Consider the following 14,865-nt stretch of genomic DNA (forward strand, 5'->3'; position numbering starts at 1 on the left):
ATGTCTTTTGGTTATTTTGCTGCTTCTGGCCCATTCGCGGGCGCGCCCGCTCCCACAGGATTGGCAAAGATCTTGAGACTGTGCCGATCCTGTGGGAGCGGGCGTGCCCGCGAAGCATTCAAAGGAGATTCAGTGGGTAGCTCACAATCAACCGGTTCTCATCGAACGCGTTGGTGCTGAAGTCCCGACGCATGGTGGAGTTGCGCCATTTCACCGACAGGTCCTTGAAGCTGCCCGACTGCACCACATAGGCCAGTTCGGTTTCCCGTGCCCATTCCTTGCCATCGTCCACGTTGCCCACGGTGACATTGTCGCCCTTGATGTAGCGGTTCATCAGGGTCAGGCCGGGTACGCCCACGGTGGCGAAATTGAAGTCATGGCGAACCTGCCAGGAACGCTCTTTGGCATTGTCGAAACTGGAGTTGTAGCTGTCGTTGGCCAAGGTCCCGCCACTGGTGCCATTGACCCGCATCCAGGCGTCGTCGCCGCTGACCTTCTGCAGGCCAACGTAGAAGGTGTGGCCTTGGTAGCGCGCCGAAAGCAGGGCAGAAGCGGTGCGGTTGTCCAGCTTGCCGGCACGTTCGGCGCCGTCTTCCTTGCCGATGAAGTAGCCCAGATTGGCGCCCAGGGTCCAGTCGCCCAGGGGCTGGCTATGCGTCAGGTTGAGGTATTGCTGGCGGTAGATGTCCTTGAGCTGGGCATCCCACAGGCCAATCATGGTGCGCTTGTCGTTGAAGGTGTACTCACCACCGCCGAAGTTGAACCGGTCGGAGGTGAACGCGGCTTTGCCGTTCAGCGACATGTCTTCCATGCTGGCGTCGTTGCGTGGGCTGTTGCCACGGAACTGGCCGGCGTACAGGGTCAGGCCGGCGATTTCCTTGGAGGTCAGCTGGCCTCCACGGAAGGTCTGCGGCAGCGAGCGGCCATCGTCCGAGCGCAGGATCGGCAGTACCGGCATCCATTCACCGACTTTCAGCTCGGTTTCGGACAGCTTGGCTTTCAGCGCCACACCCAGTCGGCCGAAGTCATCGGCTGGGCGGCCGTCGTCATGCACGGGCAGCAGGTGGGTGTTGGTGGTGCCTTTGCCGCCGTCGAGCTTGACCGAGTACAGGCCCAGTACGTCCACACCGAAACCCACGGCGCCTTGGGTGAAACCGGAGCGGGCGTCGAGGATGAAGCTTTGCGTCCATTCCTCGGCCTTGCCCTGGGGGTGGGCCGGGTCGACGAAGTTGCGGTTGATGTAGAAGTTGCGCAGGTTGAGGGTGGCCTTGGCGTCCTCGATGAAACCACCTTCGTTGGCGGCGAATACGGGGAGGGCGCAGGACATGGCCAACAGGCCGGGCAGCAGCTGGCGTGCGGGTTGCAAAGTGCTCATCTGTCGTGGATCTCTTGTTTTTATGGGGCGAGCCGGTGCACTGCTGGATCGAGCCGGCAGGTGCGGGTCTTTTTTGATGAACTTGGGCAACGTTGCGTGGGGGGATGGTGCGGGGTTGGGCGGGGGGAGGCAATTCGCCGCAAACGGAACGGGGCGATAATCGAACAGAATGTTCCGGTTGGTTAATAGCTTTTAGGTACCGACAAACAAAAAGCCCACCGTGAAGGTGGGCTTGATGCTGCTACAAACTCAATCAGCCTTTCGGTGCTTCCACCGCTGCCTGCTGGTTGGCCTGCCCGGTCTGCTCGTACCAGCCACCGCCGAGCGCCTTGTACAGGTTGACCTCGCTGGTCAGCTGCGAAAGACGGTCGCCGATCAGTGCCTGTTGCGCGCTGAACAGGTTGCGCTGGGCGTCGAGGAAGGTCAGGTTGCTGTCGATCCCGATGCGGTAGCGGCGTTCGGCCAGGCGGTAGTAGTCCTGGTTCGCCTGCACCAGGTCGCGCTGGGCCTGCAACTGCTCTTCGAAGGTCTTGCGCGCCGCCAGGCCATCGGAGACTTCCTGGAAGGCGGTCTGGATGGTTTTTTCGTACTTGGCGACGTTGATGTCCTTTTGGATCTTCGAGTAGTCCAGGCTGGCCTTCAGGCTGCCGGCGTTGAAGATCGGCAGGTTGATCTGCGGCTGGAACAGCCAGGTGCCCTGGCCGCCCGAGAACAGGTGACCCATGTCGGGGCTCAGGCTGCCCGCGTTGGCGGTCAGGCTGATGCTCGGGAAGAACGCTGCGCGGGCCGCGCCAATGTTGGCATTGGCGGCCTTGAGCAGGTGCTCGGCTTCCTGGATGTCCGGGCGACGCTGGAGAATATCCGACGGCAGGCCGGCCGGTACTTCGGCCAGCTGGTCGGCGTTGAGCTCCAGCGGCTTGGCCAGGTCGGCAGGAATGCCGGTGCCCAGCAGCACGGTCAGGCTGTTGACGTCCTGGGCGACCAGGCGTTGGTACTGCGAGTACTTGACTCGGGCGCCTTCCACGGCGGTGCGCGCCTGGCTGACGTCGAGTGCCGACGCCACGCCAACCTCATTGCTGCGACGGGTGAGGTTGTAGCTTTCCTCGTAGGTCTTCAGCGTTTCTTCGGTCAACTTGAACAGGGCCTGGTCGGCCTGCCAGGTGTAGTAGGCGTTGGCCACGCTGGCCACCAGGGCGATTTGCGTGGAGCGACGGGCCTGCTCGCTGGACAGGTAGGTTTCCAGGGCCTGCTCGGTCAGGCTACGGACGCGGCCGAACAGGTCCAGTTCGTAGGCGCTGACGCCCAGGGTGGCCGAATACTGGCTGGTAATGCCAGATTCGCCGGTTTGCGACATGTTCGCCGGGACGCGCTGGCGGCTGCCGCTGCCGGTGGCCGAAACCGCCGGGAACAGGTCGGCACGCTGAATGCGGTATTGCGCACGGTAGGCGTCAAGGTTCAGCGCCGCGACGCGCAGGTCGCGGTTGTTCACCAGCGAGGTCTGGATCAGCTGTTGCAGTGCCGGGTCGTGGAAGAACTGGCGCCAGCCCTGTTCGGCGGCCGCAACATCCGCCGATTGCGTCGGCGAGTACGCAGGGCCTTGCGGCCACTGCGCAGCCACCGGCGCTTCCGGGGTCTGGTAGTCAGGGATCAGCGAGCAGCCGCCAAGAATGAAAGCGGTTACCGCCAGGGACAACAAAGACTTGGTCATTGCCCAGCCTCATAACGTGGAGTTTCAGGGGTGACGTCTTTTTCCGGCTCTTTGCTGCCGAACAGCGACGACACTGCGACGAAGAACAGGGGTACCCAGAAGATGGCCAGCACGGTCGCACTGATCATGCCGCCGATCACGCCAGTACCGATGGCGTGCTGGCTGCCGGCGCCGGCGCCGCTGGCGATGGTCAACGGTACCACGCCGAGGATGAACGCCAGCGAGGTCATGATGATCGGGCGCAGACGCATACGGCACGCCTCGATCGCCGCGTCGTACAAGCTGCGGCCTTGCTCGTGCAGTTCCTTGGCGAATTCGACGATCAGAATGGCGTTTTTCGCCGCCAGGCCGATGGTGGTCAACAGGCCAACCAGGAAGTACACGTCGTTGGACAAGCCACGCAGGCTGGTGGCGATCAGTGCACCGATGATACCCAGCGGAACCACCAGCACCACGGCGATCGGGATCGACCAGCTTTCGTACAGGGCTGCCAGGCACAGGAACACGAACAGTACCGAGAGGGCGAACAGCGCCGGCATCTGCGAGCCGGAGAGTTTTTCCTCGTAGGACATGCCGGTCCAGGAGAAACCGATGCCGCTTGGCAGTTCGCCAGCAATGCGCTCGACCTCGGCCATGGCTTCACCGGTACTGTAGCCCGGCGCCGGTGCCCCGAGGATTTCCATCGCTTCTACGCCGTTGTAACGCGACAGTTTCGGCGAGCCGTAGGTCCATTCGCCTTTGGCGAAGGAAGAGAACGGCACCATCTCGCCGGCGCCGTTGCGCACGTACCATTTTTGCAGGTCTTCCGGGCTCATCCGCGCGTTGGGTTCGCCCTGGATGTACACCTTCTTGACCCGGCCACGGTCGATGAAGTCGTTGACGTAGCTGGCACCCAGGGCAATCGACAGGGTGTTGTTGATGTCGGCGATGGTCACGCCCAAGGCGCTGGCACGTTCGTCATCGATGGTCAGCTGGTACTGCGGTTCATCGTTCAGGCCGTTCGGGCGCACGGCGCTGAGGATCTTGCTCTGTGCGGCCTTGGCCAGGAACTGGTTGCGCGCCTCCATCAACTTCTCGTGGCCGACACCGCCGCGGTCCTGCAGGAACACGTCGAAGCCGGTGGCGTTACCCAGTTCGAGTACCGCTGGTGGGGCGAAGGCGAACACCATCGCATCACGGAAGGTGAAGAAGTGCTGCTGGGCGCGCTGGGCCAGGGCGAACACGCTGTTCTCCTTGGAGCGTTCATCCCAGGGCTTGAGCATGATGAATGCCATGCCCGAGCTCTGGCCGCGACCGGCGAAGTTGAAGCCGTTGACGGTAAACACCGAAGCCACGGTATCGGCTTCTTCGCTGAGCAAGTACTCACGCATCTGGTCGACCACCACCTGGGTGCGCTCGGCACTGGAGCCGGCCGGGGTCTGCACCTGGGCGAACAGCACGCCCTGGTCTTCTTCGGGCAGGAACGCGGTAGGGATGCGGGCGAACAGCCAGATCATGCCGACCACGATCAGCGCATAGGCCAGCAGGAACGGCACTTTGTTGCGCAGGATGGTGCCCACGCTGCGCTCGTAGCCGTTCACGCTGCGGTCGAAGTTGCGGTTGAACCAGCCGAAGAACCCACCTTTGGCGGTGTGGTGCTCGCCCTTCTTCAACGGCTTGAGCATGGTGGCGCACAGCGCCGGGGTGAAGATGAGCGCCACCAGCACCGACAGGCCCATGGCCGACACGATGGTGATGGAGAACTGCCGGTAGATCACACCCGTGGAGCCGCCGAAGAACGCCATCGGCAGCAGTACCGCCGACAGCACCAGGGCGATACCCACCAGGGCACCCTGGATCTGCTCCATCGAGCGCTTGGTGGCTTCCTTAGGCGGCAGGCCTTCCTCGGACATCACCCGCTCGACGTTTTCCACCACGACGATGGCGTCGTCCACCAGCAGGCCGATGGCCAGCACCATGGCGAACATGGTCAGGGTGTTGATGCTGAAGCCGGCGGCGGCAAGGATGCCGAAAGTACCCAGCAACACCACCGGTACGGTCATGGTGGTGATGATGGTGGCGCGGAAGTTCTGCAAGAACAGGTACATCACCAGGAACACCAGGACCACGGCTTCGATCAGGGTGTGGATCACGCCGCTGATCGATTCGGTGACCACCGGGGTGGTGTCATACGGGAAGACCGCCTTGACCCCAGGCGGGAAGAACGGTTCCAGGCCTTTGATGGTCTCGCGCAGTGCCTTGGCGGTGTCCAGGGCGTTGGCGCCGGTAGCCAGTTTTACGGCCAGGCCGGAAGCCGGCTTGCCGTTGAACTGGGCGCTGACCGCGTAGTTTTCGCCGCCCAGGCCGACCTCGGCGACATCACCCAGGCGCACTTGCGAACCGTCGCTGTTGACCTTGAGCAGGATCTTCTCGAACTGCTCGGCGGTTTGCAGGCGGGTCTTGCCGATGATGGTGGCGTTAAGCTGGGTGCCCGGCATGGCCGGCAGGCCGCCGAGCTGGCCGGAGGACACCTGCACGTTCTGCGCGGCCACGGCGGTCTTGACGTCGACCGGGGTCAGCTGGAACTTGTTCAGCTTGGCCGGATCGAGCCAGATACGCATGGCGTATTGCGCACCGAACACCTGGAAGTCACCTACACCCGCGGTACGCGAGATCGGGTCCTGCATGTTGGAGACGATGTAGTTGGCCAAGTCGTCCTTGGTCATGCTGCCGTCTTCGGACACCAGGCCGATCACCAACAGGAAGTTCTTCACTGCCTTGGTGACGCGGATACCTTGCTGCTGCACTTCTTGTGGCAGCAGCGGGGTGGCCAGGTTCAGCTTGTTCTGTACCTGCACCTGCGCAGTGTCGGGGTTGGTGCCCTGCTCGAAGGTGGCGGTAATGGTCATGCTGCCGTCGGAGTTGCTTTCCGACGACACGTAACGCAGGTTGTCGATACCGTTGAGCTGCTGCTCGATCACCTGCACCACGGTGTCCTGCACGGTTTGCGCCGAAGCGCCCGGGTAGGTCACGGCGATGGCGATGGCCGGCGGCGCGATGCTGGGATACTGGTTGATCGGCAACTTCAGGATCGACAAGGCCCCGACCAGCATGATCACCAAGGCGATCACCCAGGCGAAGATCGGGCGATCGATAAAGAACTTCGACATGGTTTACTCCGCTTTGGCGTCTGCTTTCGCCGCGTTGGCCTGATCAGGGCTGGCGGGCTTCTTGACGTTGGTGGCTTCGCTGACCTTCACCTCGACGCCCGGGCGCACGTATTGCAGCCCTTCGGTGATCAGGCGGTCACCTGGGTTGAGGCCTTCCTCGATCAGCCAGTCGCTGCCCAGGGTACGGTTGGCCTTCAGCTGACGCAGCTCGACCTTGTTTTCCTGGTTGACCACCAGGGCGGTCGGTGCGCCTTTCAGGTCGCGGGTCACGCCCTGTTGCGGTGCCAGGATGGCGTTGGCGTTGACCCCGGCCTTCAACCGCGCATGCACGAACATGCCTGGCAGCAGGGTGTGATCGGGGTTGGGGAACAGGGCGCGCAGGGTGACCGAGCCGGTGGTCTCGTCGACCGCGACTTCGGAGAACTCCAGGCGGCCTTCCTGCTTGAACAGGCTGCCGTCTTCCAACACCAGCTGGACCGAGGCGGCATTGTCGCCGGCCTTCTGCAGCTGGCCGCTTTCCAGGTCACGGCGCAGCTTGAGCAGCTCGGCGGTGGACTGGGTAACGTCGACGTAGATCGGGTCGAGTTGCTGGATGGTGGCCATGGCGTTGGCCTGGCCGTTGCTCACCAGTGCACCTTCGGTGAACGAAGAACGGCCGATACGGCCGCTGATCGGTGCCAGGACCTTGGTATAGCGCAGGTCGATCTGTGCACTCTTGAGCGAAGCCTCGGCCTGCAATCGTTTGGCACTGGCGTCGTCGTATTCCTGCTTGGAGACGGCCTGTTCGTCGATCAGTTGCTTGTAGCGCTCGGCCAGCGAGCGGGTAGCCTGCAGGTTGGCCTGGGCATTGGCCAGGTTGGCTTCGTACACGGCAGGGTCGATCTGGTACAGCTGCTGGCCTTCCTTGACCTCACTGCCTTCCTTGAACAGGCGCTTGAGGATGATGCCGTTGACCTGCGGGCGCACTTCGGCGACGCGGTAGGCACTGGTGCGCCCCGGCAATTCCGAGGTCAGGGTGAAGGCTTGGGGTTGGATGGTCACGACGCCGACCTGAGGAGCCTGCGCCGCTGGCGCTGCTTCTTCTTTCTTACAGCCACTGAGCAGGGTTGCCAGGGCGACGGCGGAAACCAGAGCGGTAACGGCTGGCTTGAATTGCATGAGGATCCTCGGGTCGCTGGAGCAGGGAGACGCTCAAGAGTAATGGAAGAGATCTTGATCTGGAAAAATTGCTATCCGGTGGATAAATAGCTTGCTAAGGAATATACTTACATTCATGGTTGTTTGTAAATACCGCTGGGTTGTACTCAGGTACTCCCACACCCCTTGATCAGCTTATCCGCGAGGTACCCTGCAGAGGTGCCCCGGAGCGTTCCCCGTTCGCGTTGTGCGTTCGGGCCAGATGAGGTTGTACTGCCATGGTCCGTCGAACCAAAGAAGAAGCCCAGGAAACCCGCGCCCAGATTATCGAGGCGGCGGAAAAGGCCTTCTACAAGCGCGGGGTTGCGCGAACCACCCTGGCCGACATCGCCGAACTGGCGGGTGTGACGCGCGGGGCTATCTACTGGCACTTCAACAACAAGGCCGAGCTGGTGCAGGCGTTGCTCGACAGCCTGCACGAGACCCATGACCATTTGGCGCGGGCGAGCGAAAGCGAGGACGAACTCGACCCGCTTGGCTGCATGCGCAAACTGCTGTTGCAGGTGTTCAACGAGCTGGTGCTCGATGCCCGAACCCGGCGTATCAATGAAATCTTGCATCACAAGTGCGAGTTCACCGATGACATGTGTGAAATTCGCCAGCAGCGCCAGAGTGCGGTGCTGGATTGCCACAAGGGCATTACCCTGGCGTTGGCCAATGCCGTACGCCGGGGCCAGTTGCCTGGCGAGCTGGATGTCGAGCGCGCGGCGGTGGCCATGTTTGCCTATGTCGATGGCCTGATCGGGCGCTGGCTGTTGCTGCCTGACAGTGTCGATCTGTTGGGTGATGTCGAAAAATGGGTCGACACCGGGTTGGATATGCTGCGCTTGAGCCCGGCGCTGCGCAAATGACACTTTGTTAAGGATTGTGAGGGAGTGTTTCCCCTTTGTGTTAACGGGGGATTAAAACGGGGCCGCCGTGCGGTCCCAAACTCTCAATGGCCACGCAGCTGTCGGTCAGGCAACGCAAATGCCGCGAACAATCCCACCACGGCGATCAGCGCACTCCCCATCAACAGCTGCTGGAACGCCTCCGTCAACCGCACCTGCGTCACCAGGTCCACCTCACCGGCCTTCAAACTCCCCAGCAACGGGTTACCCAGCAATTCGAAACCACCCTGGTGCAGCAGCGCCAGCAACAGGCTGGACATGCAGGCTACGCCCATGGCCCCGCCCAGCGAGCGGAACAGGTTGGTGGTGCTGGTGGCCACGCCGATGTCCTTGCTGGCCACCGCGCTTTGCGTGCCCACCAGCGAGGTCGGGAATTGCAGCCCGCAGGCAATGCCGGTCAGCAGCATGAACAGTGCACTGAGCAACGTCGACTGCGGCGGCGTCAGTGCCATGGCGAAAATGGCCACTGGCATCAGCAGCGCACCGGCGAGGATCTGCGGCTTGTAGCGCCCGGTCCGGCTAGTCAGGCGCCCGCCGGTGAAGGCGCCCATGGGCAGCCCCATGGCCAACGGCAGCAGGTGCAGGGCGGCACTGTCGGCACCGGCGCCGGTGATGCCCTGATAGCGCAAGGGCATGAGCATGGTCAGGGAAATCGACTGAAAGCTGGCGAAGAAGATCACTGCCCAGCACAGCACAGCCACCCGGTTGCCGAACAGGCCGAGCGGCAGTAACGGTTCCGGGCAACGTCGCTCGTGGGCGATGAACAAGGCCAGGCCCAGTCCGGCGCAGGCGAACAGCGCCAGCACGGCCGGGTCGGTCCAGGCGTGGCCCTGGCCGACCAGGGTGATGCCAAGCAGCAGGCTGCCTAGACCGAGGATCAACAGCACGGCGCCAAGGTAGTCCACCTGTGCCTCGCGACGCTGCACCGGCATGCCACCAAGGGCACGACGTATGGCCCACAAGGCGACCAGGCCCAGCGGCAGGTTGATCCAGAACACCCAGCGCCATGACAGGTATTCGGTCAGCCAGCCGCCCAGCACAGGCCCGGCGACACTGGCCACGGCGTACATGCTGCTGAAGTAGCCCTGGTAGCGGCCGCGCTCGCGCGGGGGCACGAAGTCGCCGATGATCGCCTGGCTCACCGAGACCATGCCGCCCGCGCCAATGCCTTGTAGTACCCGGGCCATGACCAGTTGCTGCATGTCCTGGGCCATGGCGCAGGCAATCGAGGCCAGGGTGAACAGGCTGATACCGGTGAGGATCATCCTGCGCCGGCCGTAAAGGTCGCCCAGCTTGCCGTAGATCGGTACGGCCACAGTCATTGCCACCATGTAACCGGAAATCACCCAGGCCAGCAGGCCGACGTCGTTGAACTGGGCCGAGATCGCCGGCAGCGAGACGGCGACGATGGTCTGGTCGAGCGCACCGAGGAAGATGGCGAGCATCAGGGCAGTGAGCACGTTGCGCAGGGTGGTGGGGGGCAGGGCGGCAGTCACGGGAATACCTTGTTTTGTCTATGGCGGCCTCTTCGCGAGCAAGCCCGCTCTAATAGAGGCCCACGAATTGTAACCTGAGTTAGGTAGCTTCCTATGTACTATCTGCATCCCCTATGCCGAATCGGCATTGGCGCATTCATCCAGTGCTGCATGGCTGCGTGATATCGTTGGTATGCCACAGAGGCTGAAATCCGCGGCTTGCACCAGCTTGGTGCAACATTCTGCCGCAGGTTTTTCAAGCCGCTGTCTCCCACACCTTTTATTCCTCTGCCTGCATGTCGAGCATGACCGCCCAGATGGCGACGGTTGGAACAGGTCAGGTAGACCCGATTACAGGGGTCGGTAGTTACCGTTCGAATTTCACCTTAAATTGCGGAGTGATCATGCCCAAGGCTTCCCATCAAGATCTGCGTTTTGCCTTCCGCGAGCTGCTCGCTTCAGGTTCCTGTTTCCACACGGCCTCGGTGTTCGACCCCATGTCGGCGCGCATTGCCGCAGACCTGGGCTTCGAGGTCGGTATCCTCGGTGGCTCGGTCGCTTCGTTGCAGGTGCTGGCCGCACCGGACTTCGCCCTGATCACCCTCAGCGAGTTCGTCGAGCAGGCCACCCGTATCGGTCGGGTCGCGCAGCTGCCGGTACTGGCTGACGCCGATCACGGCTATGGCAACGCGCTGAACGTGATGCGCACGGTGATCGAACTGGAGCGCGCCGGTGTGGCCGCACTGACCATCGAGGATACCCTGCTGCCTGCCCAGTTCGGGCGCAAGTCCACCGACCTGATCCCGGTCGAAGAGGGGGTTGGCAAGATCCGTGCGGCCCTGGAGGCGCGGGTCGATTCGTCCCTGTCGATCATTGCCCGTACCAACGCGGGTGTGCTCAGCACCGAAGAAATCATCGTGCGTACCCAGAGCTACCAGAAGGCCGGTGCCGATGGCATCTGCATGGTGGGTGTGAAGGACTTCGAGCAGCTCGAGCAGATTGCCGAGCACCTGACCGTGCCGCTGATGCTGGTCACCTATGGCAACCCCAACCTGCGCGACGACGAGCGCCTGGCGCGCCTGGGCGTGCGCATCGTGGTCGATGGCCATGCGGCATACTTTGCCGCGATCAAGGCCACCTACGACTGCCTGCGGCTGCAGCGTGGCCAGCAGAACAAGTCGGAAAACCTCAGTGCCACCGAACTGTCGCACACCTACACCCAGCCCGAGGATTACATCCGCTGGGCCAAGGAATACATGAGCGTCGAAGAGTGACCGGCAGGGCGCCGTCAACTCAACGGACGGCGCTCAAGGTTGCACTGTGAGGCACGCAATGTGCCTGCTCGCAGCTGTTGGCGGCGCTGGGCTGGTTGCGTAGCAGCTCGACGCGCCAGCAGGCCGAGCCATACAGCCCTGCGACTGCGGTCAGGGCCATGACAAGGGCGACTCTTCTTGATTTGATGCCCATGGTGCTCACCTCCCGTTACAGCGTAAGGGGTGTACAGCACTAGTATAGATCCTGGTCCCACTCCGGCTCGTCCTTGAACCGCAGCACTAGAAAGTCCAGCATGCTGCGCAAGGTCGCCGGCATGTGCTTGCGCGACGTATACACCGCGTTCAGGTTCAGCTCTCGCGGTTTCGCCTCGGGCAGCAGGCGCACCAGTTCACCCCGACGCAGGGCCTCTGCGGCCTGGTAGGTCGGCAGCATGGCGATACCCGCGCCCGCCAGCGCAGCCTTTTGCAACGTCATCGCTTCGTTGGCGCTGATGTTCCCCGCCACCGGTACGGCGACTTGCTGCCCGGCCAGGTCGAAATGCCACAGGCTGTGGCCAAAGTAGGCGTGGGTCAGGCAGTTGTGCCGGCTCAGTTCCTCGACCTGTTGCGGTGTGCCGTGCTCGTGCAGGTAGGCGGGTGCCGCGCAGACCACCGAGCGGCACACGCTCAGGCGCCGGGCGATCAAGTTGGGGTCCAGGTCGTTGCTGGTACGAATGGCCAAGTCGATGCGCTCGTCCACCAGGTTGACGGTGCGATCGAGCATTTGCAGTTCCACTTTCACCCCAGGGTAACGCCGCACGTAGGCGGCTACCGCATCCACCAACTGTGCCTGGCCGAAGGAGGTACTGACGCTGATGCGCAGCGCACCCTTTGGCGCGTCATCCGGTTGCTGTACGGCGGCTTGCAGGTCGCCGGCCAGCTCCAGCAATTGCCGGCAGCGGGGCAGGGTTTCCTGGCCGGCGGCCGTGAGGCTGAGCTTGCGCGTGGTCCGCTGCATCAGCCGCGCGCCAACCCAGTCTTCCAACTCGGCCAAGTAGCGCGACACGACCGGCCGCGACAGCTGCAGGTGATCCGCCGCTGCTGACTGGCTGCCGAGGTCGACGACGCTCACGAATACGCGCATGGCATTGAGACGGTCCATGATTTGCCCGCTTTCAGAAACAAACTATGTTCGAGCATCGCATTTTTTGTCATGGAATGGGCAACTAAGCTGTTGGGCATTGTTCAGCTGAAGGCGTTGCCCATGTCCCTGTTCACTCCCTTGCGTGGCCTGCTGCTGGCCTGCGTTACCCTGGCCGGCCCGGCGCTGGCTGCCGAACCTTTGCAGCTGGAGGTCTACAACCCCGGGCACGAGGCGATTTTTCCAGTCAGTTCGGTGATCGTCAGTGGCGAGCATGACGCCGTGCTGGTCGATGCCCAGTTCGGCAAGGCGCAGGCCGAGCAGCTGGTGCAACGCCTGCGGGCGGGTGGCAAACACCTGACCAGCATCTACATCAGCCATGGCGACCCGGACTACTACTTCGGCCTGGACACCCTGACCCAGGCTTTCCCCGACGCCAAGGTGTTGGCTTCGGCCGCCACCGTCGCGCATATCCGCCAGACCATGGACGCCAAGCTGGCGTACTGGGGGCCGCAGATGGGGGCAGACAAACCCGCGCGGTTGGTGCTGCCGCAGGTGCTCGAAGGCAACCGCCTGACGCTTGAGGGGCAGGCCCTGGATGTGGTTGGCCTGGGCGGCCCGCAGCCAGACCGCAGCTTTGTCTGGATTCCGTCGATCAAGGCGGTGGTCGGTGGCGTAGTGGTGTCCGAGCATATACATGTGTGGATGGCCGATACCCAAACGGCCAAGTCGCATGCCGACTGGCTCGGCACGCTGGCGCACATCGAAGCGCTGGCGCCGCGCACGGTCATTCCGGGCCACTTCCTGGGTGACAGCAGCCGTTCATTGCAAGCTGTGCGCTTCACCGCGAACTACATTCGTGATTTCGATGCTGAAACCGCCAAAGCGAAAGATGCTGGCGCCTTGATCGCGGCCATGCAGCAACGTTACCCGGGCCTGGCCGATGAAAGTTCCCTGGTGCTAGGGGCCAAGGTCGCCAAGGGCGAGATGAAGTGGTAATTCCGTTCAACTGAGGGAGAGTATTTCATGAGCAAGATCGCAATCATCGGTGCCACTGGCCGCGCAGGCAGCCAGCTGCTGGAAGAGGCCCTGCGCCGTGGCCACAGTGTGCTGGCCATTGCCCGCGACCCTTCCAGGTTGCAGGGGCGTGACGGGGTGACCGTCAAGGCGCTGGATGCCAAGGACAGCGCGGCCTTGCAAGCGGCTGTGGCAGGTGTGGACGCGGTACTGAGCGCGGCGCATTTTTCCACCATCGAGCCGCACGCGATCATCGAGCCGGTCAAGCGCGCTGGGGTGAAGCGCCTGCTGGTGGTGGGAGGCGCCGGTAGCCTGTTGCTGCCTTCGGGGCACCGGGTGATCGACAGCCCGGATTTCCCGGAGGCCTACAAGGCCGAAGCCACCGCCGGGGTGCGTTTTCTGGAGGCGTTGCAGCGCGAGCCAAACCTGGACTGGACCTTCCTCTCGCCGTCGGCGGAGTTCGTCGAAGGTGAGCGTAGCGGGCGCTACACGTTGGGCAAGGATCACTTGCTGATCGGTGCGGATGGCAAGAGTTGGATCACCTTTGCCGATTATGCGATTGCCATGCTCGACGAGCTGGAAAAGCCAGCGCATTCACGCCAGCGCTTCACCGTCGGGTATTGAGTCACCTGCTTCGCGGGCATGGATTCCATGCCCAGCGCTGTACCTGTGGGAGCGGGCGTGCCCGCGAAGAGGCCCTTACTGGCTAGCCTGTTGCTCCAGCCAATCCAGCAATTCCACTAAACCCGGAGGCAAGCTTCTGGCCTGGCTCACCAGGTAGTACCCCTTACCCGTCAGTACCTTCAGCGCAAATGGCATGCACAGCCGCCCCCCGCGCAAGTCATCGCCAATCAGCGACCAGTCGCCGATAGCCACCCCAGTCCCCTGCGAGGCCATGGCCATCGCCATGTCCAGCGTCTCGAAATGCTGCTTGGGGCCATGCGTGGCCAGCGTCACCCCTGCCGCTTGTAACCACAACCGCCAGTCATGCTCATCCCGCGATGGGTGCAGCAGCATGTGCCTTGCCAGGTCTTCCACCTCCTGCAAGGGCAGCGGCCCCTGGCGCAGTGTCGGTGCGCACACCGGCGTCAGTTGCTCATCGAAAAGCTTGCGCACGTGCAGCCCGTGGTTCGGTGCATCGCCATAGACCACCGCCGCATCGAAGCCCTCACGCCGAAAGTCCACGCCGTGTTGCACGGTAGTCGTCAGCTCCACCGGCACATCCGGGCGCAGTGCCTGCCATTCCATTAGGCGTGGCAGCAGCCAGCGCATCACGCAGGTTGGCGCCTTGAGTTGCAACGTAGTGCTGTGCTCACCTACCTCGCGCACCCCTTGTTCGATCAGCGCGAATACCTGCTGTACCCGTGGCAACCAGTCCAGGCCTTCACGGGTCAGGCTCAAGCCGCGAGCCTCGCGCTTGAACAGGGCATAGCCCAGGTGTTCTTCGAGGGCTGCAATCTGACGGCTCACAGCACCCTGGGTAATGTGCAACTGTTGCCCGGCGCGGGTGAAGTTGCACTGCTGGGCGGTGACCAGAAAGGTGTGCAGGGCAGGGAGGGGCGGGAGGCGTTTCATTGCAGTAAGCCATGATCACAGGACATGGCTAGTATGTGTTTTTTTACATTGTGGCGATAGCCGTGGCTTGGGTCCAATAAGGGCA

General features: G+C 62.8%; 12 protein-coding genes. 4 read left to right on the forward strand and 8 right to left on the reverse strand.

The genetic code is table 11. The features are described 5' to 3' along the window. Positions 1-118 precede the first annotated feature (118 nt). The 4 genes from ACNFBR_RS12095 to ttgA form a co-directional block, all read right to left on the reverse strand. On the reverse strand, positions 119-1,375 hold the full coding sequence (locus ACNFBR_RS12095) for an OprD family porin (protein ID WP_416735114.1): 1,257 nt from the start codon (positions 1,373-1,375) through the stop codon (positions 119-121). A gap of 253 nt (positions 1,376-1,628) precedes the next feature. Continuing rightward, positions 1,629-3,083, reverse strand: a complete 1,455-nt coding sequence (locus tag ACNFBR_RS12100) for an AdeC/AdeK/OprM family multidrug efflux complex outer membrane factor (protein ID WP_416735115.1) — start codon at positions 3,081-3,083, stop codon at positions 1,629-1,631. After that, on the reverse strand, positions 3,080-6,232 hold the full coding sequence (gene ttgB / locus ACNFBR_RS12105; protein ID WP_416735116.1) for a multidrug efflux RND transporter permease subunit TtgB: 3,153 nt from the start codon (positions 6,230-6,232) through the stop codon (positions 3,080-3,082). The genes ACNFBR_RS12100 and ttgB overlap by 4 nt, the downstream gene beginning before the upstream one ends. A 3-nt stretch (positions 6,233-6,235) precedes the next feature. Beyond that, complete coding sequence (gene ttgA / locus ACNFBR_RS12110) at positions 6,236-7,390, reverse strand: toluene efflux RND transporter periplasmic adaptor subunit TtgA (RefSeq protein ID WP_416735117.1); 1,155 nt, start codon at positions 7,388-7,390, stop codon at positions 6,236-6,238. Between the two features lie 257 nt (positions 7,391-7,647). On the opposite strand from ttgA, the gene ttgR reads away from it, so the two are divergent. Continuing rightward, positions 7,648-8,280, forward strand: a complete 633-nt coding sequence (gene ttgR, locus ACNFBR_RS12115) for an efflux transport transcriptional regulator TtgR (protein WP_416735118.1) — start codon at positions 7,648-7,650, stop codon at positions 8,278-8,280. 83 nt (positions 8,281-8,363) lie between these two features. Here ttgR and ACNFBR_RS12120 read toward each other — a convergent pair whose 3' ends face one another. Further along, positions 8,364-9,815 carry an MDR family MFS transporter gene (locus tag ACNFBR_RS12120; protein WP_416735119.1) on the reverse strand — a complete coding sequence of 484 codons (1,452 nt, stop codon included), beginning with the start codon at positions 9,813-9,815 and terminating at the stop codon, positions 8,364-8,366. 383 nt (positions 9,816-10,198) lie between these two features. Between ACNFBR_RS12120 and ACNFBR_RS12125 the strand changes: the two genes are divergently transcribed. Further along, complete coding sequence (locus tag ACNFBR_RS12125) at positions 10,199-11,068, forward strand: isocitrate lyase/PEP mutase family protein (RefSeq protein WP_416735120.1); 870 nt, start codon at positions 10,199-10,201, stop codon at positions 11,066-11,068. A gap of 19 nt (positions 11,069-11,087) precedes the next feature. Here ACNFBR_RS12125 and ACNFBR_RS12130 read toward each other — a convergent pair whose 3' ends face one another. Continuing rightward, positions 11,088-11,228, reverse strand: a complete 141-nt coding sequence (locus ACNFBR_RS12130) for a hypothetical protein (RefSeq protein WP_416735121.1) — start codon at positions 11,226-11,228, stop codon at positions 11,088-11,090. Between the two features lie 72 nt (positions 11,229-11,300). After that, positions 11,301-12,209, reverse strand: coding sequence for a LysR family transcriptional regulator (locus ACNFBR_RS12135; protein WP_416735122.1), 909 nt, complete (start codon positions 12,207-12,209; stop codon positions 11,301-11,303). A 102-nt stretch (positions 12,210-12,311) separates the two neighbouring features. Here ACNFBR_RS12135 and ACNFBR_RS12140 point away from each other — a divergent pair, with 102 nt between their 5' ends. Both ACNFBR_RS12140 and ACNFBR_RS12145 read left to right on the forward strand, forming a co-directional pair. Continuing rightward, positions 12,312-13,187: an MBL fold metallo-hydrolase gene (locus tag ACNFBR_RS12140; RefSeq protein ID WP_416735123.1), complete on the forward strand. Its 876-nt coding sequence runs from the start codon at positions 12,312-12,314 to the stop codon at positions 13,185-13,187. Positions 13,188-13,214: 27 nt separating this feature from the next. After that, positions 13,215-13,829, forward strand: coding sequence for an NAD(P)-dependent oxidoreductase (locus ACNFBR_RS12145; RefSeq protein ID WP_416735124.1), 615 nt, complete (start codon positions 13,215-13,217; stop codon positions 13,827-13,829). A gap of 75 nt (positions 13,830-13,904) precedes the next feature. Here ACNFBR_RS12145 and ACNFBR_RS12150 read toward each other — a convergent pair whose 3' ends face one another. Next, on the reverse strand, positions 13,905-14,780 hold the full coding sequence (locus ACNFBR_RS12150) for a LysR substrate-binding domain-containing protein (RefSeq protein ID WP_416735125.1): 876 nt from the start codon (positions 14,778-14,780) through the stop codon (positions 13,905-13,907). Between the last annotated feature and the right edge of the window lie 85 nt (positions 14,781-14,865).

This window comes from Pseudomonas sp. NY11955, from assembly GCF_048068035.1.
Classification (GTDB): Bacteria; Pseudomonadota; Gammaproteobacteria; order Pseudomonadales; family Pseudomonadaceae; genus Aquipseudomonas.

Bases quoted from the DNA above. Each gene is read 5' to 3' on its own strand.
- ACNFBR_RS12095 (WP_416735114.1), bottom strand. From the start codon at position 1,375: ATGAGCACTTTGCAACCCGCACGCCAGCTGCTGCCCGGCCTGTTGGCC.
- ACNFBR_RS12130 (WP_416735121.1), bottom strand. From the start codon at position 11,228: ATGGCCCTGACCGCAGTCGCAGGGCTGTATGGCTCGGCCTGCTGGCGC.
- ACNFBR_RS12125 (WP_416735120.1), top strand. From the start codon at position 10,199: ATGCCCAAGGCTTCCCATCAAGATCTGCGTTTTGCCTTCCGCGAGCTG.
- ACNFBR_RS12140 (WP_416735123.1), top strand. From the start codon at position 12,312: ATGTCCCTGTTCACTCCCTTGCGTGGCCTGCTGCTGGCCTGCGTTACC.
- ACNFBR_RS12100 (WP_416735115.1), bottom strand. From the start codon at position 3,083: ATGACCAAGTCTTTGTTGTCCCTGGCGGTAACCGCTTTCATTCTTGGC.
- ttgA (WP_416735117.1), bottom strand. From the start codon at position 7,390: ATGCAATTCAAGCCAGCCGTTACCGCTCTGGTTTCCGCCGTCGCCCTG.
- ttgR (WP_416735118.1), top strand. From the start codon at position 7,648: ATGGTCCGTCGAACCAAAGAAGAAGCCCAGGAAACCCGCGCCCAGATT.
- ACNFBR_RS12145 (WP_416735124.1), top strand. From the start codon at position 13,215: ATGAGCAAGATCGCAATCATCGGTGCCACTGGCCGCGCAGGCAGCCAG.
- ACNFBR_RS12150 (WP_416735125.1), bottom strand. From the start codon at position 14,780: ATGAAACGCCTCCCGCCCCTCCCTGCCCTGCACACCTTTCTGGTCACC.
- ACNFBR_RS12135 (WP_416735122.1), bottom strand. From the start codon at position 12,209: ATGGACCGTCTCAATGCCATGCGCGTATTCGTGAGCGTCGTCGACCTC.
- ttgB (WP_416735116.1), bottom strand. From the start codon at position 6,232: ATGTCGAAGTTCTTTATCGATCGCCCGATCTTCGCCTGGGTGATCGCC.